Origin of the sequence: Pseudomonas sediminis (genome assembly GCF_002741105.1) — a bacterium.
GTDB classification, from domain to species: domain Bacteria; phylum Pseudomonadota; class Gammaproteobacteria; order Pseudomonadales; family Pseudomonadaceae; genus Aquipseudomonas; species Aquipseudomonas sediminis.
The window spans coordinates 90479-113288 of sequence record NZ_NIQU01000012.1; the positions used below are offsets into that span (position 1 = coordinate 90479).

A 22810-nucleotide genomic window follows, 5' to 3' on the forward strand; every position below is an offset into this window, starting at 1 on the left:
AAGGAACAGCCGCGGCCCCCGCCGTTCAGCCGGCAGCCAAGCCAGCCGAGTTGGTCGACCCGCTGTTTCAGGACACCGATATCCTCGATATCGACATTCTCGATGAAGACCAGGATCTCCTGGGACTGGAGCAGAGCCCCGCAATGAGCACTAGCCAAAGCGCCCCGAAACTTCCCGCCGATATTTTCCGCGCCTACGACATCCGTGGCGTGGTGGGCGACACCCTGACCGCCGAATACGCCTACTGGATCGGCCGCGCCATCGGCTCGCAGAGCCTGGCACAGGGCGAACCCAAGGTCATCGTCGGCCGTGACGGCCGCCTGTCCGGCCCAGAGCTGTTGCAGCAACTGGTGCAAGGCTTGCTCGACTGCGGCTGCGAAGTCACCGATATCGGCATGGTGCCGACCCCGGTCGTCTACTTCGCCGCCAACGTGCTGGAAGGCCGCTCGGCCGTGATGCTCACCGGCAGCCACAACCCGCCGGACTACAACGGCTTCAAGATCATCATCGCTGGCGACACCCTGGCCAACGAGCAGATCCTCGCGCTGAAAACCCGCCTGGACAACAACGACCTGGCCAGCGGCGTTGGCAGCGTGCAACAGGTCGATGTACTGCAGCGCTACTTCAAGACCATCCGTGACGACATCGCCCTGGCCAAGCCGCTGCGCGTGGTGGTCGACTGCGGCAACGGCGCGGCTGGCGTGATCGCCCCGCAGTTGATCGAAGCCCTGGGCTGCAGCGTCATTCCGCTGTTCTGCGAAGTCGACGGCACCTTCCCCAACCACCACCCGGATCCGGGCAAGCCGGAGAACCTGGTCGACCTGATCGCCCGCGTCAAAGCGGAAAACGCCGACCTCGGCCTGGCCTTCGACGGCGACGGTGACCGCGTCGGTGTGGTGACCAACACCGGCAACATCGTCTACCCGGATCGCCTGCTGATGCTGTTCGCCAAGGACGTGGTGTCGCGCAACCCGGGCGCCGACATCATCTTCGACGTCAAATGCACCCGTCGCCTGACCCCGCTGATCAGCGGCTATGGCGGCCGTCCGGTGATGTGGAAAACCGGCCACTCGCTGATCAAGAAGAAGATGAAGGAAACCGGCGCACTGCTGGCCGGCGAAATGAGTGGCCACATCTTCTTCAAGGAGCGCTGGTACGGTTTCGACGATGGCATCTACAGCGCTGCCCGTCTGCTGGAAATTCTCAGCCTCGAAAAGCGCAACGCCGAGCAGGTGTTCAGCGCCTTCCCCAGCGATATTTCCACGCCGGAAATCAACATCAAGGTTACCGAGCAGACCAAGTTCGGCATGATCGAGCGCCTGCAGCGTGAAGGCCAATGGGGCGAGGCGAACATCACCAGCATCGACGGTGTACGCGTCGACTACCCCAAGGGCTGGGGCCTGATCCGCGCCTCCAACACCACACCGGTGCTGGTGCTGCGCTTCGAGGCCGACACCCAGGAAGAGCTGGAGCGCATCCAGGACGTGTTCCGCGCGCAACTGCTCAAGGTCGCCCCCGACCTGCAACTGCCCTTTTGACCGATTTGTTCCAGGAGCCCCTGCATGACCCTCGAGCGTGACGCCGCTGCCCAAGTTGCCAAGGTACTGTCCGAAGCCCTGCCCTATATCCGCCGTTTCGTCGGCAAGACCCTGGTGATCAAGTACGGCGGCAACGCCATGGAAAGCGAGGAGCTCAAGCAGGGCTTCGCCCGCGACATCGTGCTGATGAAGGCGGTCGGCATCAACCCGGTGGTGGTGCACGGTGGTGGCCCGCAGATCGGTGATCTGCTCAAACGTCTGTCCATCGAGAGCCACTTCATCGACGGCATGCGCGTGACCGACACCGCCACCATGGACGTGGTGGAAATGGTGCTGGGTGGGCAGGTCAACAAGAGCATCGTCAACCTGATCAACCAGCATGGCGGTAGCGCCATCGGCCTGACCGGTAAAGATGCCGGCCTGATCCGCGCCAAGAAGCTCACGGTCAGCCGGCAGACGCCTGAAATGACCCAACCGGAAATCATTGATATCGGTCATGTCGGCGAGGTCACCGGAGTCAACACCGATCTGCTGAACATGCTGGTCAAGGGCGACTTCATCCCGGTCATCGCCCCCATCGGCGTCGGCCCGAGCGGTGAGTCCTACAACATCAACGCCGACCTGGTAGCCGGCAAGGTGGCCGAAGCGCTGAAAGCCGAGAAGCTGATGCTGCTGACCAATATCGCCGGCCTGATGGACAAACAGGGCCAGGTACTCACCGGCCTGACCACCGAGCAGGTCAACGAGCTTATCGCCGACGGCACCATATATGGCGGCATGCTGCCCAAGATCAAATGCGCGCTGGAAGCTGTGCAAGGTGGCGTGACCAGCTCGCACATCATCGATGGCCGCGTGCCGAATGCCGTTCTGCTGGAAATCTTCACCGATATCGGCAACGGCACCATGATCAGCAACCGCAAGCGCCCTTAAAAAGCGGCCGCTACGCGGCCTTCTGATGACCCTCTCCCGCTCGCGGGAGAGGGTGCCCGCAGGGCGGGAGAGGGCCTGGCAAACACATCGGCGCACCGCTGCCGCAGTGACTCACGGCAAAGATCGAGAATTTCGAGACGGTTGCGCCGCAGAGGTGAAGATCAGGGTTTACGCTGCGGCTCTCCAAACAACTCGGCCAAGCGCGCGCGATCAGCGCTGAAACCAGCCTCGGCTTGAGTGCGGATTTCCTTGTAGCGGGCGATATCGCGCTGCAGACGCTGCTGCTCTTCCTTGAGGTTATTGATCTGCGCTAGCAAGTGCTCCGGCACCTGGCGCCCGGCACGCTCGTGGTCGGCGGCCTGGCTCTGCAGGTTGGCTTGCTGGGTACGCACCGACTGCAGGTTGCCGCGAGCGACGCTGGTGACGCTGTCGAGCTCGGCCAGCTTGCGTTCGCGAGCACGGTCGACATCATCGAGATTGGCGTATAGCCGCAGCAGTTGGGCATCACTGCTGGCGCGAGCCTTGTCCGCCTGCATACGGGCGAACTCTTCAGGCGTTGGGGCCGGCGCGATCACTCGCACGACACGGCCCTGGTCATTGAGTACCTCATAACCCTTGCCGATGAACTCAGGCGGCACACCCTGGCGACTGAGCACCGTCACGCCCTTGTCATCAACGTAGCGATACAGCTCGGCAGCCACTCCAGACAGCGGCAGTAGCAAGCTACAGAGCAGCGTACAGCGGGTCAGGAACGGTGCAGGCATCAGGACTACCTTGTGCTAGGGCTAGATTCCGTACTCGGCGCGATAGGTTTCGACAGCCGGCAGATATTGCTTCAGTTCAGCATCCCCTGCCAGATATTCCAGTACCTGTTCCAGTGACACGATGCTCACTACGGGCATGCCGAAATCGCGTTCGACTTCCTGGATCGCGGACAGCTCGCCCTGACCCCGCTCCTGGCGGTTCAGCGCGATCAAGGTGCCGGCAGCCTGTGCGCCTTGGCCCTGGATGATCTGCATCACTTCGCGGATCGCGGTACCGGCGGTGATCACGTCATCGACGATCAACACACGGCCCTTGAGTGGCGCACCGACCAGGGTACCGCCTTCGCCATGATCCTTGGCTTCCTTGCGATTGAAGCACCAGGGCAGATCGCGCTGATGATGTTCGGCCAGCGCCACAGCAGTGGTCGCCGCCAAAGGAATGCCTTTGTAGGCCGGGCCGAACAACACATCGAAATCGATACCACTGTCGACGATGGCTGCGGCGTAGAAACGCCCCAGCTGCGCCAACGCCAGACCGCTGTCGAACAGGCCGGCGTTGAAGAAATAGGGGCTGGTGCGCCCGGACTTGAGGGTGAACTGGCCAAAACGCAGAACCCCGCGCTCGATGGCAAAACGAATGAAATCGCGCTGGTACGCTTGCATGAAAAGTCCCGGACGGCACGGATTTGGCTAGGAATTTAGCTAATGCTGGTGAGCTCGGGTATCATACACGCACGTGTTTTTGGGGGCCATTTATGCGGATCATCAGTGTGAACGTGAATGGTATTCAGGCTGCGGCCGAGCGAGGTCTGCTCAGCTGGCTGCAAGCCCAGAATGCCGACGTGATCTGCCTGCAAGACACCCGTGCCTCCGCCTTTGAAATGGACGACCAAGCCTTCCAGTTGGATGGTTATTTCCTCTATGCATGCGACGGTGAAGTGCCCAGCCAAGGTGGCGTGGCGCTCTACTCGCGATTGCAACCCAAGGCGGTGATCAGCGGCCTCGGCTTCGAGATGGCCGATCGCTACGGGCGCTACCTGCAGGCCGATTTCGACAAGGTAAGTATCGCCACCCTGCTGCTGCCAAGCGGGCGGGACGGTGACGAGAGCTTGAATCAGAAATTCAAGTTCATGGATGACTTCACCCATTATCTGGACAAGCAACGGCGCAAGCGCCGCGAGTACATCTACTGCGGCTCGCTGCATGTCGCGCATCAGAAGATGGATGTGAAGAACTGGCGCGACTGCCAGCAATCACCAGGCTTCCTGGCGCCCGAACGCGCCTGGATGGATGAGGTGGTTGGCAACATGGGCTATGTCGATGCCCTGCGCGAGGTCAGCCGTGAAGGCGACCAGTTCAGCTGGTGGCCGGATAACGAGCAGGCGGAAATGCTTAACCTGGGCTACCGCTTCGACTACCAACTGCTCACTCCGGGTATGCGCCGGAGCGTGCGTAGCGCCCGCTTGCCGCGCCAGCCGCGCTTCTCTCAGCATGCGCCGCTGATCGTCGATTACGACTGGATTCTCAGCATCTGAACGACGGATACGAAAAAGCCGGCTTATCGCCGGCTTTTTCTTGTCACTCGCGATCCTGCTTCAAACCATTCTCGGCCTGCTCCAGCAGGTCGCGTATAAGCATGTCATCGGCATAGCGCCTGCTCAAATCGAGCAAATGACCTTGAGCCTGCTCGAATTCATGCAGAGCTAGGTAGTTACGCACCAGGGCGATCTCGGTAATACGCCCCGGCTCGATCTCGAAAGCCGCCCGATTGTAGGCAAGCGCCTTGGGGTAATCGGCATACTGCTCACCGTTGTCGCCCAAATAAAGCAGACCCAGCACGTTGTTGGCCGCCAGACCACGTGGCTCCATGGCCTGCGCCTGCTCCAGCCTGGCAGCGGCCTCGGGTACGCGCCCCTGCATGAGGTCGGCGTCGGCCATGTTCACCAGGTAATCGTAGGAGCCCTGCGGATAGTAAGCTGCCGCCTTGGCCGCGTACTCGCCTGAACGTGGAAACTCACTCAGCTCGTAATAGCCCAGCGAGATGAAGCGAAGCGCATGAGCCTTCTCCGCATCCGTTGCAATAGGGCTATCGACTACCTTTTCGAACTTGGCAATCGCCTGCCGCGACTGCCCCGCGTCGTGCAATTGCGCAGCTTCGATCCTCAAAGCCTGCAGTTTCGTCTGCTCGGCCAGCGTCCGAGCAGCATCACCGCAGCCGACTAGCACTGTCAGAAACAGAGCCGGCATCAACATTCGCACGTTCATCAAACTATCCTTCCCTGACATGGCGGAGGTCACCCCCGGCCGTCCAACTCCATTGAATTACTTGATCAGCCGCCAGCTGAACGGGTAGCGATAGTTCTGCCCTTCATTGGCCTTGATACCGGCGATGATGGTCAGCACCAACGCGGCCAGACCCAGCAGCATCAGCAGCGGGAAGCCGATCACCACCACCATCAGGATGAAGCAGAGCACGGCGGCCAGCGCCACGCTGATCTGGAAGTTCAGCGCTTCCTTGCCCTGCGCATCGACGAAGGGGTCGAAATCCTTCTTGATCTGCCAGACGATCAGCGGACCGAGCAGATTACCGAAAGGGAACACCAGGCCGAGAAACGCGGCGAAGTGACAGAACATGGCCCACTGACGCGCTTCCTGACTGGGCGTCGGCAGCGGGTTTTGCATATCGTCATTCATCCTGGTGCTCCTTGCTCGTTACGGGTTTCAGTCGACCAGAGCGGCCTTCTGCAGTTCAAAGATCTCGTTCATGCCCTTCTGCGCCAGGGCCAGCATGGCGTTGAATTCGTCAGGCTGGAACGGCGTGCCTTCGGCAGTGCCCTGCACTTCGATGAAGCCGCCGGCATTGGTCATTACCACGTTGAGGTCGGTCTCGGCGGCTGAGTCCTCCAGGTAGTCCAGATCCAGCACCGGCTCACCCTGATAGATGCCAACCGACACTGCAGCGATCATCTGCTTGAGCGGCTCGCCTTTCAGCGCGCCACGCTTCTTCAGCACTTTCAGGGCATCGAGCAGCGCCACCATGGAGCCGGTGATGGAGGCAGTACGAGTGCCACCGTCAGCCTGGATAACGTCGCAGTCGACATACAGGGTGTTCTCGCCCAGCTTGGTCATGTCCAGTGCCGCGCGCAGCGAACGGCCGATCAGGCGCTGGATTTCCAGGGTACGACCGCCCTGCTTGCCGCGGCTGGCTTCACGCTGGTTACGCTCGCCGGTGGCGCGCGGCAGCATGCCGTACTCGGCAGTCAGCCAGCCCTGGCCCTGGCCTTTGAGGAAGCGCGGCACGCCGGATTCGACGCTGACGGTGCAGATCACCTTGGTATCGCCGAACTCCACGAGCACCGAGCCCTCGGCGTGCTTGGTGTAGTTGCGGGTGATGCGAATCGAGCGCAACTGATCGGCGGCGCGGCCACTGGGACGTTTCATCGAGCGATACCTACTTCATTAAGTGAAAACAGTGCGCATTATAGAGGTCGGGCGACTGCGGCGACATGCCGAATTGGGTAGGGTCGATTCACTGCGCTACAATCTTGCGTTTTTCGAGCCGACTTCCACGAGGTATCCCATGGTTCATAGCATGACGGCCTTTGCCCGCAACGAGCAGGCAACCGCCCACGGCACCCTGAGCTGGGAACTGCGCTCGGTCAACCACCGTTACCTCGAGCCGCACCTGCGCCTGCCGGAAGCCTTCCGCGACCTCGAAGGTGCGGTACGCGAAGCGCTACGCCAGGGTCTATCGCGCGGCAAGGTGGAATGCACCCTGCGCTTTGCCGAAGAAAGTGCCGGCAAGCAACTGCAGGTCGACAGCGTACGCGCGCGCCAGCTGATCACTGCCGCCGAGCAGGTCGCTGCGCTGATCCAGCAACCGGCTCCGCTCAACCCGCTGGAAGTGCTGGCCTGGCCTGGCGTGCTGGTGGCCGACTCGGCCGACCCGCAGGCACTCAACGCCGCCGCACTGAAGCTGTTCGACCAGGCGCTGGGCGAACTCAAGGCCGGCCGCGCCCGCGAAGGTGCCGAGCTGGCCAAACTGCTCAACGAGCGCCTCGACAGCATCCTCGAGGAAGTCGCCGCTCTGCGCGAACTGGTGCCGCAGATGCTCGCCGGCCAGCGCCAGAAGATCGAAACCCGCTTCGCCGAGATGCAGACCGAGCTCGATCCGCAACGTCTGGAGCAGGAGCTGGTTCTGCTGGCGCAGAAAAGTGACGTGGCCGAAGAGCTGGATCGCCTCAGCACTCACGTCAGCGAAGTGCGCCGCGTGCTCAAGGCCGGCGGCGCTGCCGGGCGGCGCCTGGACTTCCTGATGCAGGAGCTCAACCGCGAGGCCAACACCCTCGGTTCCAAGGCGTTCGATCCGCGCAGCACGCAGGCTGCGGTCAATTTGAAAGTCCTGATCGAGCAGATGCGCGAGCAGGTTCAGAATATCGAGTAACGCCAGCCAGACGGCTGCTATCTTTCGTCCATCGTTTTCCCAGGATCGTATTCATGGCCACCACCACCGGCACCCTCTACATCGTTTCCGCGCCCTCCGGCGCCGGCAAGACCAGCCTGGTCAAGGCCCTGATCGACAGCGGGGCGCAGATTCGCGTCTCGGTCTCGCACACCACCCGCGCCATGCGTCCCGGCGAGCAGGACGGGGTCAACTACCACTTCGTTGACCACGCGCAGTTCAATGCCATGATCGAACGCAGCGAGTTCCTCGAGCACGCACAGGTGTTCGACAACTTCTACGGCACCTCGCAGACCTGGGTCGAGCAGACCCTGGCCGAAGGCTTCGATCTGATCCTGGAGATCGACTGGCAAGGCGCGCAGCAGGTGCGCAAGCTGATGCCGCAGGCCAAATCCATCTTCATCCTGCCGCCGACCCAGGAAGCGCTGCGCCATCGCCTGACCAACCGCGGCCAGGACAGCGGCGAGATCATCGAGCGGCGCATGCGCGAAGCAGTCAGCGAAATGAGCCACTACGTCGAGTACGACTACCTGGTGATCAACGACGATTTCAACCATGCCCTTAGCGACCTGAAAGCCATCTTCCGCAGCAACCAGTTGTCGCAAACTCAGCAACAGCAGCGCCATGCCGGCCTGCTCAGCGAACTGCTGGCGTAAAACAGCGCTTCCATTGTCGCTGGTGATTTTTTAGACTATCCAGTCCGCTCGCCCGCTCGGGCCAAGCTTATCCGCACACGTTACGAGGAACACCATGGCTCGCGTTACCGTCGAAGATTGCCTGGACAACGTTGATAACCGCTTCGAACTGGTCATGCTCGCGACCAAGCGTTCGCGCCAGCTGGCCACCGGCGGCAAAGAGCCGAAAGTGGCTTGGGAAAACGACAAGCCCACCGTAGTTGCCCTGCGCGAAATCGCTGCCGGCCTGGTGGACTATGAAGTCGTCGCCCAGGAAGACATCGTCGAAGAAGAACCGCTGTTCGCTGCCTTCGAGGAAGAGGCCAACGAGCCTCTGTAAGTCGATGATGCCGGGTCGAAGTCGCGCGGCGCAGAGCCACAGCTGCCAACGGGAGAGTCTCCCATGGCTGGCATAGACGCTCTCGCCGACCGACTTTCGGCCTACCTCGGCCATGACCAGGTCAACCTGGTTCGCCGAGCCTACTTCTACGCCGAACAGGCGCACGATGGTCAACGCCGCCGCAGTGGCGAAGCCTACGTGACCCATCCGCTGGCCGTGGCCAGCATCCTCGCCGAAATGCACATGGATCATCAGAGCCTGATGGCCGCCATGCTGCACGACGTGATCGAAGACACCGGCATCGCCAAGGAAGCGCTCAACGCGCAGTTCGGCGAAACCGTGGCCGAACTGGTCGACGGGGTCAGCAAACTGACCCAGATGAACTTCGAGACCAAGGCCGAGGCGCAGGCCGAGAACTTCCAGAAGATGGCCATGGCCATGGCCCGCGACATCCGCGTGATTCTGGTCAAGCTTGCCGACCGCCTGCACAACATGCGCACCCTCGATGCCATGCCGCACGAGAAGAGCCGGCGCATCGCCAAGGAAACCCTGGAAATTTACGCCCCCATCGCCAACCGGCTGGGCATGCACAACATGCGCGTGGAGTTCGAGGACCTGGGCTTCAAGGCCATGCACCCGATGCGCTCCGAGCGCATTCGCGCCGCTGTGCGCCGCGCTCGGGGCAACCGCAAGGAAATCGTCGCCAAGATCGAGGAATCGATCCAGATGTGCCTGCAACGCGAGGGCATGGAAGGCGAAGTGATCGGCCGCGAGAAGCACCTCTACAGCATCTACCAGAAGATGCGCGGCAAACGTAAGGCGTTCAACGAGATAATGGACGTCTACGCCTTCCGCATCATTGTCGACAAGGTCGACACCTGCTACCGCGTGCTTGGCGCCGTGCACAACTTGTATAAACCCTTGCCGGGCCGCTTCAAGGATTACATCGCGATTCCCAAGGCCAACGGCTACCAGTCGCTGCACACCACGCTGTTCGGCATGCACGGCGTGCCCATCGAGATCCAGATACGTACCCGCGAAATGGAAGAGATGGCCAACAATGGTATCGCCGCGCATTGGCTGTACAAGTCCAACGAGGACGAAGTACCCAAGGGCAACCACGCCCGTGCGCGGCAGTGGGTCAAGGGCGTACTCGAACTCCAGCAGAGAGCGGGTAATTCCCTGGAATTTATCGAGAGCGTGAAGATCGACCTGTTCCCGGACGAGGTCTACGTGTTCTCGCCCAAGGGCCGCATCATGGAGCTGCCCAAAGGTTCCACCGCGGTCGACTTCGCCTATGCAGTGCACACCGACGTCGGCAACACCTGCATCGCCTGTCGCATCAATCGTCGCCTGGCGCCGCTATCGCAAGCGCTGGAAAGCGGCTCGACGGTGGAAATCGTCACGGCACCGGGCGCTCGCCCGAATCCGGCCTGGCTCAACTTCGTGGTCACCGGCAAGGCGCGCACGCACATCCGTCACGCCCTCAAGCAGCAGCGCCGCTCCGAATCCATCAACCTCGGCGAACGCCTGCTGAACAAGGTGCTGGCCAGCTTCGACACGCACCTGGAGAAGATTTCCCCCGAGCGCATTCAGACAGTGCTGGGCGAATACCGCCAGGAGGTCATCGAGGACCTGCTCGAAGACATCGGCCTGGGCAACCGCATGGCCTATGTCGTCGCCCGCCGCCTGCTGGCCGAGAGCGGCGACGAGACCCTGCCGAGCAGCGAAGGCCCGCTGGCGATTCGCGGCACCGAAGGCCTGGTGATGAGCTACGCCAAGTGCTGCACGCCGATTCCCGGCGACCCCATCGTCGGCTACCTGTCTGCCGGCAAAGGCATGGTGGTGCACATGGAGAGCTGCCGGAACATCGTCGACATCCGCCACAATCCGGAAAAATGCATCCAGCTCAACTGGGCCAAGGATGTCACCGGCGAATTCAACGTCGAGCTGCGCGTCGAGCTGGAGCACCAGCGCGGCCTGATCGCGTTGCTGGCCGGCAGCGTCAACGCGGCCGATGGCAACATCGAGAAGATCAGCATGGACGAACGCGATGGCCGGATCAGCGTCGTGCAACTGGTGGTCAGCGTACATGACCGCGTGCACCTGGCCCGTGTGATCAAGAAACTGCGCGCGCTCAAGGGCGTGATGCGTATCACCCGAGTACGCGCCTGACACAATTCCCCTGTTTCCAGTCTGTAGGCTGGGCGCTCGACCCAGCCAGTTCTCACAAGGAGCGATTCATGAGCAAGACCGTCATCACCAGCGACAAGGCCCCAGCCGCCATCGGCACTTACTCCCAGGCCATCAAGGCCGGCAACACCGTCTACATGTCCGGCCAGATCCCACTGGACCCGATGAGCATGGAGCTGGTCGAAGGCTTCGAAGCACAGACCGTGCAGGTGTTCGAGAACCTCAAGGCCGTTGCCGAAGCCGCCGGCGGTTCGTTCAAGGACATCGTCAAGCTGAACATCTTCCTCACCGACCTCTCGCACTTCGCCAAGGTCAACGAGATCATGGGCCGCTATTTCGAACAACCCTACCCGGCTCGTGCCGCCATCGGCGTTGCCGCTCTGCCGCGTGGTTCGCTGGTGGAAATGGACGCTATTCTGGTTCTGGAATAAGCGCCGCAGCGGGGCCTGAGGCCCCGCTCTTTCCTCCTCACTCTGCATGGAGATCACCATGCGTCTGCTTCCCCTGCTGCTCTGCGCGGCCCTGCTGGCCGGCTGTGCCAGTAAGCCCAACAACGACCCGAGCGGAACCTGGATCAACCAGGCAGCCATCGATGCCGCCCGCGAAAGCGGTCGCCTGCGCGAAGCCCTGCTCGCCTATGGTCCCAACCTCGAATGGCACATCGCCCCCGACCGTCAGCAAGCCAGCTACAGCAATGGTTTCGAGCTGGCCGAGGGCAAATTGCAGAGCGCCGGTGAGGGCCGTTGGCAAGTCACCTTCTACGGCGACTACAAGGAACAACTGGCGGTACAGAATGGCGAGCTGGTACAGATCGCCAGCGGTTACTGGCCCGAGCAGCACTTTACCCGCGTCGACAACCCCAGCGAATCCAAGGTCCTGGGCAGCAGCTTTGAACAGGCGTTGTACCGCGACTACCTAGGCGGCGAGTGGCTGATCGAAGAAGGTTTGGGTCAGGGCGGCCTGGTGCGCTTCAACAGCGACGGCCAGGTGCAGGGCCTGCCCGGCGCCGAACGCTTCGCCCTGTGTCTGGCGGGCGACTGCGCGGCCATGAGCGGCGAACATGACAGCCTCTGGCTACAGGCTGGCGACCAGGGTAGCCCCTGGCTATTCGTGCATGAAGGCAATCAGCTGCGCATCTTCGAAGCACAGAACCGTGCCCAGTTCGACGAAATGCCCGAGTACCAGCCCGGCCCACAACGCTGGCTGCTCAAACGCCGCTGATCCGGATGCGCCGCCTCCGGGCAGGAGCGGCGCCACGCTATAGAGCCCCCAGCAACAGCCAGCCTCCCAACGCCAGCAACAGGCCACCGCAAACGCAATCCAGCCAGCGCACGCGCCGCTGCAACCAGCCACGCCAGCGCGCGTGATCGAGCAGGCGCACCAGCGCCAGATCCCAGAGCAGCACCACCAGGGTCATCCACAGCATCGCCAGGCCCAGCCCCCATGCCGGCATTGCCGACTCGCGCAAGGCCCCGAATAGCCCGGCGTAGAACAGTGGCAATTTGGGATTGAGGCTGCTGGCCAGAAGGCCCTGGCGCATGCCCTTCCACACCCCGCCCTGCCTCAGCTGATCACCCTGCGGCAGGACCAGATCTCGCCGCGAGGCCAGCGCCTGCAGGCCGATCCAGGCGAAATACAGCCCGCCGACGACCTGCAAGCAGCGCCACAGCCAACTGCCCTCGGCGGGTAACAACGCCATGACAAAGAGCACCAGCAGCATGCTCAGCAGGTTGGCCAGCGCAATGCCGCAGGCGCAACCGTCGGCCTGGTGCCGGCCCTTGGCCAGAGCGGTGCGAATCAACAGAAAGAAGTCCGGCCCCGGCGACAGCAAGGCGGCGAAGTGAGTACCGGCAACCAGTAGAAACAACGCGAACATGGAACCTCCGTTTGGCGGAGGCAGTGTCGGCAACTGGCAGTGTCGATGTATTGGAAAAAACTCAGAGGAGCCCAGAGTATGCCATGTCACCCACCTTTCCATGTCCTAACCGGCGGCCCCGGTAGCGGCAAAAGTAGTTTGCTGGCAGCCCTGGCCCAGAAGGGCCAAAACGTCGTCGAGGAAGCCGGTCGGGAGATCATTCGTGATCAGCAAGCCATCGCCGGCCTGGGCCTGCCCTGGCACGACCCGAGGCTGTTCGCCGAACTGATGCTGGCGTGGGAGCTCAGGGCCCACCGCCAGGCGCTGACGAGGAAAGGGCCGGTGTTCTTTGACCGCAGCCTGGTCGATATCATCGGCTACCTGCGCCTGAACGACCTGCCGGTCGGCGAGCATCTGCTACAGGCGGTGCGCCAATTGCGTTACCAGAGGCAGGTCTTCCTGCTGCCGCACTGGCCGCAGATCTACCGCAACGACCACGAGCGCCGCCAAGATGCGGCCGAGGCCGAACGGACCTGCGCGGTGATGCGCGAAGCCTACGTAGAAGCGACTGATCGAGGTACCGCGAATGAGCCTGGCGCAGCGCCGCGACTTCGTGCTGCAGTGCAGTGGCCTCAACCCGTTGCCAGCGTGCGAAAACGCCCCGGAGTGACCCCGGTGAAACGGCGAAACACCCCATTGAAATGCGCCTGGTCATAAAAGCCCAGGTCCAGTGCGACACCGGCCAGGGCCTGGCCTTGCAACAACCTGCGCTTGGCTTCACGCACTCGACGCTGCAGCAGATAGGTGTGTGGCGGCACGCCATAGGCACAGCGAAATGCCTCGATCAGGTGGCGCGGGTGACGTTGCACCAAGGCACCCAATTGCTCAAGGCTGACAGCCTCGGCGTAGTGCGCTTCCAGGTAATCGCGCAGGTACGCTGTAACCCCGCTGTCGCGACATGCCGGGCGCGCCTCGCGCAAGCCGCCGTGCCGCACGAAGACCAGCTCCAGCAACGCCAGCAGTTCGCTCTCCAGCGCCAGCGCATCACCGCGCTCGAACTCGCCAGCCAGTTGCGCAAGGCTTGCAGCGACGCGGCCGTCGTCATGGGGGTTGAGTGTGCTGAAACCGTTGGGCAGGCGCTTGCGCCCGAGCAGCGCCGGCAGCCGCGACTCCTCGACATAGAGCATGCGATAGACCACACGCGCCGATTCGGCGTGCCCGGTATGTGGCTCCTCGGGATTCATCAGCGACAAGGTGCCGGCAGGCAGCGCATAGCGCTGACCACGACATTGATAGCCCCCCACGCCCTGTACGATGGCACCGATCGCGAAGGTATCGTGGCTGTGACGGCCAAACGCCTGCCCGGAGAAATCGGCATGAAACAGCTCGACGCCCGGCAACCACGGCTTGGCCAGAAGGCTGTTGGCATCCATCTCAGCGCTCGGCGAGGATCGCCGCGTAACCCTCGCGGTAGCTGGGATACTGTGGCGTCCAACCCAACGCACGAGCGCGGGCATTGCTGCAACGCTTGCTGCCGGCGCGGCGCACGCGCTGCTCGTCACTCCAGTGGCTCACGCCCAGTTGCTCACGCAGCCAAGCGACTACTTCGTGTAGTGGCGCCGGCTCGTCATCGACGCCCAGATAGCAATCGGCCAATGGCTTACCGGCAACGTCTGCCTGCAACAGCGTGGCGAGCAGCCCCGCTGCGTCATCGACATGAATGCGGTTGCCGTACAGCGGCGGCGTCTCGCTAACGCGATAGCCACCGCGCACCTGACTCAGCAACCACTCACGGCCGGGGCCATAAAGACCGGTCAAACGTACCGTGGTCGCCGGCAGGCCGCTGTCCAGCGCAACGCGCTCGGCCTCACGCATGATCACCGCAGAGAAACTCTGGGCCTCGGCCGGAGAATCTTCGTCGATCCATTCGCCCTCCTGCTGCCCATACACCCCGCTGCTGGAGGCGAACAGGATGCGCCGTGGTCGCTGGCCATGCTGCGCCAGCCAGCCCAGCACACGGCGCAGGCCATCGACATAAGCAGCGCGGTAGCCCGCTTCGTCGTGCTGGATGGCCGCCGCGCAATACACCAGGTAATCCAGCGGCCCCTGCGGCCAATCCGGCGGACAGGCATCGGCATGCAGGTCGCCCGCCAACGGTTCGATGGCAGCTGGCAACGCGGCCACGTTGCGGCGCAGGCCCAGCACGCGCCAGCCCTGTTCGGCCATACGCAGACCAAGACGGGTACCGACGTCCCCGCATCCGGCAATCAGCAAGCTGTTGCATCCCGACATGCTTTTCTCCATGACTTCTAGGCGACGGCGCAGTGTAACAGGCCCTTTGCAGCCGTCAGCGCACCGCAAGAGTGCTGGTGATAGGGCGATGCATACGCCAATGGCGAGATAGTTTTGCAACAGGCTATTAGCCCGGTTGGTTCATCTGTTAGCAAAGGCTATGCTTGTCGGCAATTTAATGGATAAACACTATGACCCTCACCGAACTGCGGTACATCGTCACCCTCGCCCAGGAACAGCATTTCGGCCGCGCCGCCGAGCGCTGTCACGTCAGCCAGCCTACCCTGTCGGTGGGCGTGAAGAAGCTGGAGGACGAGCTGGGCGTGCTGATCTTCGAGCGCAGCAAGAGCGCCGTGCGTCTGACCCCGGTCGGTGAAGGCATCGTCACCCAGGCGCAGAAGGTGCTGGAGCAGGCCCAGGGTATTCGCGAGCTGGCCCAGGCCGGCAAGAACCAGCTGACCGCACCGCTGAAAATCGGCGCCATCTACACCGTCGGCCCTTATCTGTTCCCGCATCTGATTCCGCAGCTGCACCGGGTCGCCCCGGACATGCCGCTGTACATCGAGGAAAACTTCACCCATATCCTGCGCGACAAACTGCGCACCGGTGAACTCGACGCCATCATCATCGCCCTGCCGTTCCACGAGGCCGATGTACTGACCAAGCCTCTGTACGACGAACCGTTCTACGCTCTGCTGCCGACCGGCCACCCGTGGGCGGCGATGGAGACCATCGACACCAAGCTGCTCAACGACAAGAGCCTGCTGCTGCTAGGCGAAGGCCACTGCTTCCGCGACCAGGTATTGGAGGCCTGTCCGACCCTGCGCAAGGGCGGTGATGACCACGGCAAGCACACCACCGTGGAGTCCAGCTCGCTGGAGACCATCCGCCACATGGTCGCCTCCGGCCTTGGCGTATCGATCCTGCCGTTCTCGGCAGTCGACAGCCACCACTATGCACCCGGCGTGATCGAAGTCCGTCCTCTCAGCGCGCCGGTGCCGTTCCGTACCGTGGCCATCGCCTGGCGCGCCAGCTTCCCGCGACCCAACGCCATTGAAGTGCTGGCCGACTCCATCCGCCTCTGCTCGGTCGCCCGCAGTCCGCAGACCAAGGCAGTCTGAGGCCAACAGTGGGCGAGCTGGCAGCGGTTTCCGTCACCGCGCTCAAAGGCGTAGGCGCCGCCCTGGCCGAGAAACTGGCCAAGGTCGGCCTGGAAAACCTGCAGGATGTGCTGTTCCACCTGCCGCTGCGCTACCAGGATCGCACGCGCATCACCCCCATCGGCGCACTGCGCCCGGGGCAGGATGCGGTGGTCGAAGGCATCGTTGCCGGCGCCGATGTGGTCATGGGCCGGCGGCGCAGCCTGCTGGTGCGCCTGCAGGACGGTAGCGGCACGCTGAGCCTGCGCTTCTTTCACTTCAGCCAGGCGCAGAAGGACGGCCTCAAGCGCGGCACCGCCCTGCGCTGCTACGGTGAAGTGCGCCCCGGCGCCACTGGCCTGGAAATCTACCACCCGGAGTACCGCGCACAGAGCGGCGACGAGCCTGCCCCAGTGGAGCAGAGCCTGACGCCTATCTACCCGACCACCGAAGGTTTGACCCAACAGCGCCTGCGCCAGCTCAGTCAGCAGGCACTCGCGCGCCTTGGCCCACGCAGCCTGCCGGACTGGCTGCCCGAGGAGTTGGCCCGCGACTATCGTCTGGCGCCCTTGGACGAGGCCATCCGTTATCTGCACCGGCCACCGCCGGACGCCGATGTCGAGGAACTCGCCGAGGGCCGTCATTGGGCTCAGCACCGCCTGGCCTTCGAAGAACTGTTGACTCATCAGCTGTCCCTGCAGCGTCTGCGCGAACAGGTACGCGCCCAGCAGGCACCCGCCCTGCCGCCGGCGAAGAAGCTACCGCAACAGTACCTGCAGAACCTCGGTTTCGCCCCGACTGGCGCACAGCAGCGCGTGGGCGCCGAGATCGCCTACGACCTGGCGCAGAGCGAACCGATGCTGCGTCTGGTGCAGGGTGATGTCGGCGCCGGCAAGACGGTGGTCGCGGCACTGGCTGCGCTACAAGCACTGGAGGCCGGCTATCAGGTGGCGCTGATGGCGCCGACCGAAATCCTCGCCGAGCAGCACTTTCTAAACTTCAGCAAATGGCTGGCACCGCTTGGCCTGGAAGTCGCCTGGCTGGCCGGCAAGCTCAAGGGCAAGGCACGCGCCGCTGCTCTGGAGCAGATTGCCGGCGGCTGCCCGATGGTGGTCGGCACCCATGCCCTGTTCCAGGACGAAGTGAAGTTCAAGCGCCTGGCCCTGGTGATCATCGACGAGCAGCACCGCTTCGGTGTGCAGCAACGCCTGGCCCTACGCCAAAAAGGCATCGACGGACGCCTCAGCCCGCACCAGTTGATCATGACTGCCACGCCCATCCCCCGCACCCTGGCGATGAGCGCCTACGCCGACCTGGACACCTCGATCCTCGACGAACTGCCGCCAGGGCGTACACCGGTCAACACCCTGGTGATCGCCGACAGCCGCCGCATCGAGGTGGTCGAGCGCGTACGCAATGCTTGCCAGCAGGGGCGCCAGGCGTACTGGGTATGCACCCTGATCGAAGAATCCGAAGAACTTACCTGCCAGGCCGCCGAAACCAGCTTCGAGGAGCTTTCCGCGGCACTGGGCGAGCTGCGCGTCGGGCTGATCCACGGGCGCATGAAACCGGCCGAGAAGGCCGCGGTGATGGATGAGTTCAAGCAGGGCAAGCTGCAGTTGCTGGTGGCGACCACGGTGATCGAGGTGGGCGTCGATGTGCCCAACGCCAGCCTGATGATCATCGAGAACCCCGAACGCCTCGGCCTGGCACAGCTGCACCAATTGCGCGGCCGAGTCGGTCGCGGTAGCGCCGCCAGCCATTGCGTGTTGCTCTACCATGCGCCGTTGTCGCAGCTTGGCCGCGAGCGCCTGGCCATCATGCGCGAGACCACCGACGGTTTCATCATCGCCGAGAAGGACCTCGAGCTGCGCGGCCCCGGTGAAATGCTCGGCACCCGGCAGACCGGTCTGCTGCAGTTCAAGGTCGCCGACCTGATGCGCGATGCCGACCTGCTGCCCGCTGTACGCGATGCCGCGCAGGCACTTTTGGAACATTGGCCACAACATGTGGCTCCATTGTTGGAACGCTGGTTGCGTCACGGCCAGCAATACGGTCAAGTGTGAACCTGTTCACAGGACAACCGTCGCCACGAACCTTTGCGCAAATCCTCGCTGGTTATACTCCGGGGCACATGCGCCAACGCTGGATATCGATATGACTGAAGCCGCCCTCGCCGCCAACGCCACTGCACAAGCACCCGCTGTGATTGTGCAACTGCTGGAGAAACTCGCCGTACCATACCAGGTATGCGCGGAGCGACCGGGTCAGCCAAGCGAGGCACGCCTGCAGGCCGTGCTGGTGGACGACGCCATCGGCGCCCTGCTGGTGCTCTACCCGCGTAGCCACATGCTCGATCTGTCGCGTCTGGCCGAACTGACTGGGCGCCAGCTCACCGCGGTCAAACCGGAGCGCCTGGAGCGCATGCTCGGCAAGCACAATCTGGCCGCCCTGCCCGGCTTGCCGCCGCTGACCAGCTCGCCCTGCCTGTACGAAGAACGCCTTCTGCAGGTGCCCAGCCTGCTGATCGAGTCCGGCCAGCCTGGCGTATTGCTGGAAATCCCCACCGAAGCCTTCAAGGCGCTGCTGAGCAAGGCCAGCGCCGCGCGTTTCGGTGAGCCGGTCAGTGCGATCAGACCGAACCTCGATCGCCCGCATGATGACCGCGCGGAAATCACCCAGGCCGTGCAGGCCTTTACCGCACGCCGCATCCAACAGCGCCTGGAAGAAACCATCGAGATTCCGCCGCTGCCGGAAACCGCACAGAAGATCATCAAGCTGCGCGTCGACCCCAACGCCACAGTGGACGACATCACCGGCGTGGTCGAGACCGATCCCGCGCTGGCAGCCCAGGTGGTCAGCTGGGCAGCCTCGCCCTACTACGCCGCGCCCGGCAAGATTCGCTCGGTGGAAGATGCCATCGTCCGCGTACTGGGCTTCGACCTGGTGATCAACCTGGCTCTCGGCCTGGCATTGGGCAAGACCCTGAGCCTGCCCAAGGATCAGCCGCAGCACGCCACACCCTACTGGCAGCAAGCGATCTATACCGCCGCAGTGATCGAAGGCCTGACCCGCGCCATGCCGCGCGCGCAGCGCCCTGAAGCCGGCCTGACCTACCTGGCCGGCTTGCTGCACAACTTCGGTTATCTGGTGCTCGCGCACGTCTTCCCACCGCACTTCTCGCTGATCTGCCGCCACCTGGAGGTCAACCCGCACCTGTCTGCCGGGTACATCGAGCAGCACCTGCTGGGCATCACTCGCGAGCAGATCGGTGCCTGGCTGATGCGCCATTGGGATATGCCGGAAGAGCTATCCAGCGCCCTGCGCTTTCAGCACGACCCATCTTATGCCGGCGACAGCGCGGCCTTCCCCAACCTGGTGTGCCTGGCCGTCAGCCTGCTGCGCAACCGGGGTATCGGTGCCGGGCCGCAGAGCGAGATTCCTGATGAGCTGTTCGAGGCCCTGGGGCTGAGCCGGGAAAAAGCCGAGGACGCAGTGAGCAAGGTGCTCAGCGCCGAGGTCGCCTTGCGTGAGCTGGCAGCGCAGTATCAGCAGCCGCAATGAGCGGCTGCTAATTCTCTAACCCTCGAGGATGGGCTGCTCGCTCGCACCGAGCGGCCAACGCAGCCTTACAACTTGCCCGCCGTCTTGCGCAGCTTCTCCCGACGCTCGGCGAACAGCTGCGGCACCACTTCCAGGCTGATGGCGAGCAGTTGGCTGACACTGGAATGCTCGTAGAGCGCCGCATACTCGGCGAGTTGATCGCTGGGCATCTGCCGGTAGGCATAGAACATGAAGGTTTCCACCGCCTGCTCGCTGGACTGGCGGATGGCATCCGCCTGCTTTTGCGTCTGCGCCTGCAGTTCGGCCTCGCTGAGATTCTCGCCCCGCGCCTTTAGTGCCAACAATGCCTGGGTCTTGCCGACTTCATAACGCAGCAGGCTGGCCAGTTCGGTTGTACGCGCGGCCGCATCGAGACGCTTGACCAGGTCAAGACGCGCACCTCGTGGCGGCTGTTCCTGCAGGCGCTGACGGTATTCAGCCAGGCCTTCGGGCTGCTCACCGACGGCACGCTCGGCAGCGGTGAAGCGCTGCGCCAGGGGGCTATCGAGGCGCTCGCGAGCCTGCTCACCCTGCACGGCATCGAAGCGGGCCCCGACGCGTTTGGCCAGGTCCAGACAAAAAGCCTCACCAGCGAACAACTCAGCGATGCGCTTCTGTTCGGCTTCATCCTGGCCGCGCTGCACCAATGGCGCGCTCTGCTCGCAGAGCAGATGGATACCGGCGAGTTCGAACAGTGGTAACAGGGTTTTGGCAGACGCCGACTCGGCCCGTGCGGTGGTGGCGGCCAGCAACAGCAGAGGTAACAGGAAAAGACGCATGGTCAGGCTTTCCACAGGAACGTGCCTGGAAGCCTAACCAAAGCGTGGCGTCGCGGCCAGCCGCGACGCGCATCAGTGCTGATCAGGCAGCCTTTTTCGGCGCCTCGGTCTTCTTCTTCGGCACCAAGTACTTGGTCAGGCCCTGGAACCACATGACCAGCGCCGGGTTGCCCTGGATCTGGATGTCCTTGTTCTGGATGCCCTGCATGAAGGCCAGCTGCTTGTTCTTCGCGGTCATGGTTGCGAAGCCGTAGGCGCCATCCTTGAAACCGATGGCGAACGCGGGGTCCTTGGCGGTACCGCGCTTGCTGGTGACGCGTTGCCCAGCAACGATGAAGTGGCGTGCGACCTTGCCGTCAAGGGTGTGCAGTTGGAAGACCATATCGCGACCTTCGAGCTGCTGGCGGAACGCCGGATTTTCACGACTGGCCTTGGCCATCAGGCGGCCCAGCATCCACAGAAGAAAACGGAATTTCATGCACAGGCTCTCGTGATCGAAGATGATGGCCGCGCATTGTAGTGATTTTCTTGCAGGACTACAGCCCATCTAAAGCATGGCTGTATCTGCCAATTTCGCAGCCTGGCTGCGCAAGGGGAACCCGGAGCCGAGCGGCTCCGGGTAGCGGGCTCAGTTGACCGCGTCTTTCAGGGACTTGCCCGGTTTGAAGGCGACGGTGTTGCTGGCCTTGATCTTCACCGGCTGACCGGTCTGCGGGTTCTTACCAGTACGGGCGCCACGGTGGCGTTGGACGAAAGTACCGAAGCCAACCAGGGTCACACTGTCCTTGCGGTTCAGTGCACCGGTGATTTCTTCCAGTACGGCGTTGAGTACACGATTGGCCTGATCCTTGGTCAGATCAGCCTTTTCGGCGATGGCGGCGGCGAGTTCCGGTTTACGCATAATTGCCTCTTTGACGGTTTTTTGTTGTTGTGTCCGTGCTGTCCTTCCAGAACAGCGCCCAAGGCGCCGCAACAGCTCTGCGCTGCGGCAGACCCTTGGGAGAATGGCATGCCGCATCGCACTGCGCCAGTGTCGCCAGCCACTTTAACCAGGCAATTTCGTGGCGTATCCGACAGAACGACAGGCAATCATGCCAGTAGCGCTGGTAATTCCTTGTTCAGTGCCAGTTTCTCCTGCACCGCGGCGCCGGTCAGCGCATAGCCGAGCAGCGCCCCAGAGGCCTCGCGGCAGAGCGCCTTGATGTCGCTGCCGGTGCCTTCAACCGTCCATTCACCCTGGCTGCCACGCGGCGGTGGCGAGACCACCAACGGGCATGCCGGCGTCTTTACCGTCACCGGCATCGGTCCGTAGCTGACCGCCGTGGGCTCACCAGCCAGGGTCTTGGCCAGGGCCCGGGCACACGCCATCAGCGGCATGACGTAGAGCAGATTGAGACCCTCGACCTCGGCGCAATCGCCCAGGGCATAGATGTTGGCGTGCGAGGTGCGCAGCTGGCGGTCAACCATCACCCCACGATTGATGTCGAGACCGGCGGCCGCAGCGAGCGCGGTGCGCGGGCGCAGACCCACAGCCGAGACCACTGCATCGCACTGGATCAGGCTGCCGTCGGACAGCGAGGCCTGCAGCGCGTCCCCCTGGCGGTCGAGACTCGCCAGCACCGGGCCGAGATGGAAACGTACCCCCAGCCCCTCCAGACCGGCTTGTACGGCAGAGGCCGCCGCCGAATGCAGCAGGCCGGGCATCACCTGCTCGCAGGGTGCCAGCAGCTCTACCTCATAGCCGCCGGCACTGAGGTCGTTGGCAAACTCGCAACCAATCAGCCCGGCGCCGAGGATCAATACCCGACGCTTGCCGGCCACGGCGCTGCGAAAGCGCGCGTAGTCTTCCAGGTCATTGATCGGAAACAGTGCATCCTGGGCATCACCCTCTACCGGGACGCGAATAGGCTCGGCGCCCCAGGCCAGTACCAGGTCGCGGTATGGCACGGCTTCTTCACCGATCCACAAGCGTTTGTGGCCGGGGTCGATTCCGGTGATACGGGTATGGGTGCGAATTTCCGCGTTGAGCTGCTCGGCCATGGCTCCAGCTTCGGCCATGGCCAGACCGTCGGCGTCCTTGTTCTTGCCGAAACCGGTGGACAGCATCGGCTTGGAGTAGGAGCGGCCGTCGTCAGCGGTGATCAGCAGCAGAGGCGTTTGGGTGTCTAGCTTGCGCCATTCCTTGGCCAGGTTATAGCCGGCCAGGCCGGTGCCGATGATGACGACGGGTGCACTCATGCG

Annotated in this window: 25 protein-coding genes; 13 read left to right on the plus strand and 12 right to left on the minus strand. The window is 63.1% G+C overall.

The window, feature by feature from the left end:
- The first annotated feature begins 143 nt into the window (after positions 1–143).
- Positions 144–1538, plus strand: a complete 1395-nt coding sequence (gene algC / locus CDO35_RS22980) for a phosphomannomutase/phosphoglucomutase (RefSeq protein ID WP_208019987.1) — start codon at positions 144–146, stop codon at positions 1536–1538.
- A 24-nt stretch (positions 1539–1562) separates the two neighbouring features.
- Positions 1563–2468: an acetylglutamate kinase gene (gene argB, locus CDO35_RS22035; RefSeq protein WP_099526710.1), complete on the plus strand. Its 906-nt coding sequence runs from the start codon at positions 1563–1565 to the stop codon at positions 2466–2468.
- A 161-nt stretch (positions 2469–2629) separates the two neighbouring features.
- On the opposite strand, the gene CDO35_RS22040 is transcribed toward argB, so the two are convergent.
- Positions 2630–3232 (minus strand): DUF4124 domain-containing protein, encoded by a 603-nt coding sequence (locus tag CDO35_RS22040; RefSeq protein WP_099526711.1) that lies wholly within the window; start codon positions 3230–3232, stop codon positions 2630–2632.
- Positions 3233–3253: 21 nt separating this feature from the next.
- Positions 3254–3895: an orotate phosphoribosyltransferase gene (pyrE, locus tag CDO35_RS22045; RefSeq protein WP_099526712.1), complete on the minus strand. Its 642-nt coding sequence runs from the start codon at positions 3893–3895 to the stop codon at positions 3254–3256.
- A gap of 92 nt (positions 3896–3987) precedes the next feature.
- Here pyrE and CDO35_RS22050 point away from each other — a divergent pair, with 92 nt between their 5' ends.
- The gene (locus CDO35_RS22050) at positions 3988–4767 is read left to right on the plus strand and encodes an exodeoxyribonuclease III (RefSeq protein WP_061238319.1); all 780 of its coding nucleotides are present in this window, start codon (positions 3988–3990) and stop codon (positions 4765–4767) included.
- A gap of 43 nt (positions 4768–4810) precedes the next feature.
- On the opposite strand, the gene CDO35_RS22055 is transcribed toward CDO35_RS22050, so the two are convergent.
- From CDO35_RS22055 to rph, 3 genes are read right to left on the minus strand one after another with little or no spacing between them, the layout of a single operon-like run.
- Positions 4811–5530, minus strand: coding sequence for a tetratricopeptide repeat protein (locus tag CDO35_RS22055; RefSeq protein ID WP_243699124.1), 720 nt, complete (start codon positions 5528–5530; stop codon positions 4811–4813).
- 24 nt (positions 5531–5554) lie between these two features.
- Positions 5555–5926, minus strand: coding sequence for a DUF4870 domain-containing protein (locus CDO35_RS22060; protein ID WP_099526713.1), 372 nt, complete (start codon positions 5924–5926; stop codon positions 5555–5557).
- A gap of 27 nt (positions 5927–5953) precedes the next feature.
- Positions 5954–6673 (minus strand): ribonuclease PH, encoded by a 720-nt coding sequence (rph, locus tag CDO35_RS22065; protein WP_099526714.1) that lies wholly within the window; start codon positions 6671–6673, stop codon positions 5954–5956.
- A 139-nt stretch (positions 6674–6812) separates the two neighbouring features.
- Here rph and CDO35_RS22070 point away from each other — a divergent pair, with 139 nt between their 5' ends.
- The 6 genes from CDO35_RS22070 (at position 6813) to CDO35_RS22095 (ending at position 12122) form a co-directional block, all read left to right on the plus strand.
- The gene (locus tag CDO35_RS22070; RefSeq protein ID WP_099526715.1) at positions 6813–7676 is read left to right on the plus strand and encodes a YicC/YloC family endoribonuclease; all 864 of its coding nucleotides are present in this window, start codon (positions 6813–6815) and stop codon (positions 7674–7676) included.
- A 53-nt stretch (positions 7677–7729) separates the two neighbouring features.
- Positions 7730–8350 (plus strand): guanylate kinase, encoded by a 621-nt coding sequence (gmk, locus tag CDO35_RS22075; RefSeq protein ID WP_099526716.1) that lies wholly within the window; start codon positions 7730–7732, stop codon positions 8348–8350.
- 94 nt (positions 8351–8444) lie between these two features.
- Positions 8445–8708 carry a DNA-directed RNA polymerase subunit omega gene (rpoZ, locus tag CDO35_RS22080; RefSeq protein WP_003242550.1) on the plus strand — a complete coding sequence of 88 codons (264 nt, stop codon included), beginning with the start codon at positions 8445–8447 and terminating at the stop codon, positions 8706–8708.
- A 63-nt stretch (positions 8709–8771) separates the two neighbouring features.
- Entirely contained in the window at positions 8772–10883 is a 2112-nt protein-coding gene (gene spoT, locus CDO35_RS22085; RefSeq protein WP_099526717.1) for a bifunctional GTP diphosphokinase/guanosine-3',5'-bis pyrophosphate 3'-pyrophosphohydrolase, read from the plus strand.
- Between the two features lie 68 nt (positions 10884–10951).
- Positions 10952–11332 carry a RidA family protein gene (locus CDO35_RS22090; RefSeq protein WP_099526718.1) on the plus strand — a complete coding sequence of 127 codons (381 nt, stop codon included), beginning with the start codon at positions 10952–10954 and terminating at the stop codon, positions 11330–11332.
- A 58-nt stretch (positions 11333–11390) separates the two neighbouring features.
- Entirely contained in the window at positions 11391–12122 is a 732-nt protein-coding gene (locus CDO35_RS22095) for a hypothetical protein (RefSeq protein ID WP_099526719.1), read from the plus strand.
- 37 nt (positions 12123–12159) lie between these two features.
- Here the strand turns inward: CDO35_RS22095 and CDO35_RS22100 are convergent, their stop codons facing one another.
- Complete coding sequence (locus CDO35_RS22100; RefSeq protein WP_099526720.1) at positions 12160–12777, minus strand: LysE family transporter; 618 nt, start codon at positions 12775–12777, stop codon at positions 12160–12162.
- Positions 12778–12915: 138 nt separating this feature from the next.
- Here CDO35_RS22100 and CDO35_RS22105 point away from each other — a divergent pair, with 138 nt between their 5' ends.
- Positions 12916–13473, plus strand: coding sequence for an AAA family ATPase (locus CDO35_RS22105; RefSeq protein WP_243699125.1), 558 nt, complete (start codon positions 12916–12918; stop codon positions 13471–13473).
- On the opposite strand, the gene CDO35_RS22110 is transcribed toward CDO35_RS22105, so the two are convergent.
- Both CDO35_RS22110 and CDO35_RS22115 read right to left on the minus strand, forming a co-directional pair.
- On the minus strand, positions 13389–14189 hold the full coding sequence (locus tag CDO35_RS22110; protein ID WP_099526721.1) for an AraC family transcriptional regulator: 801 nt from the start codon (positions 14187–14189) through the stop codon (positions 13389–13391). The two genes, CDO35_RS22105 and CDO35_RS22110, sit on opposite strands and share 85 nt — an antisense overlap.
- A 1-nt stretch (position 14190) precedes the next feature.
- Complete coding sequence (locus CDO35_RS22115) at positions 14191–15048, minus strand: SDR family oxidoreductase (RefSeq protein ID WP_099526722.1); 858 nt, start codon at positions 15046–15048, stop codon at positions 14191–14193.
- A 191-nt stretch (positions 15049–15239) separates the two neighbouring features.
- Between CDO35_RS22115 and CDO35_RS22120 the strand changes: the two genes are divergently transcribed.
- The 3 genes from CDO35_RS22120 to CDO35_RS22130 all read left to right on the plus strand — a co-directional run bounded on the left by CDO35_RS22120 (position 15240) and on the right by CDO35_RS22130 (position 19751).
- A complete protein-coding gene (locus tag CDO35_RS22120; protein WP_099526723.1) occupies positions 15240–16169 on the plus strand; it encodes a hydrogen peroxide-inducible genes activator in 930 nt (309 codons plus the stop codon).
- A gap of 8 nt (positions 16170–16177) precedes the next feature.
- Complete coding sequence (gene recG, locus CDO35_RS22125) at positions 16178–18253, plus strand: ATP-dependent DNA helicase RecG (RefSeq protein WP_099526724.1); 2076 nt, start codon at positions 16178–16180, stop codon at positions 18251–18253.
- 91 nt (positions 18254–18344) lie between these two features.
- Positions 18345–19751, plus strand: a complete 1407-nt coding sequence (locus CDO35_RS22130) for an aminoacyl-tRNA deacylase and HDOD domain-containing protein (RefSeq protein ID WP_099526725.1) — start codon at positions 18345–18347, stop codon at positions 19749–19751.
- 65 nt (positions 19752–19816) lie between these two features.
- Here CDO35_RS22130 and CDO35_RS22135 read toward each other — a convergent pair whose 3' ends face one another.
- The 4 genes from CDO35_RS22135 to CDO35_RS22155 all read right to left on the minus strand — a co-directional run bounded on the left by CDO35_RS22135 (position 19817) and on the right by CDO35_RS22155 (position 22807).
- Positions 19817–20569, minus strand: a complete 753-nt coding sequence (locus CDO35_RS22135) for a hypothetical protein (RefSeq protein ID WP_208019985.1) — start codon at positions 20567–20569, stop codon at positions 19817–19819.
- A gap of 82 nt (positions 20570–20651) precedes the next feature.
- The gene (locus CDO35_RS22140; protein WP_099526727.1) at positions 20652–21047 is read right to left on the minus strand and encodes a helicase; all 396 of its coding nucleotides are present in this window, start codon (positions 21045–21047) and stop codon (positions 20652–20654) included.
- A gap of 150 nt (positions 21048–21197) precedes the next feature.
- Positions 21198–21470 (minus strand): HU family DNA-binding protein, encoded by a 273-nt coding sequence (locus CDO35_RS22145; protein ID WP_003242571.1) that lies wholly within the window; start codon positions 21468–21470, stop codon positions 21198–21200.
- Positions 21471–21658: 188 nt separating this feature from the next.
- The gene (locus CDO35_RS22155; protein WP_099526728.1) at positions 21659–22807 is read right to left on the minus strand and encodes an NAD(P)/FAD-dependent oxidoreductase; all 1149 of its coding nucleotides are present in this window, start codon (positions 22805–22807) and stop codon (positions 21659–21661) included.
- Between the last annotated feature and the right edge of the window lie 3 nt (positions 22808–22810).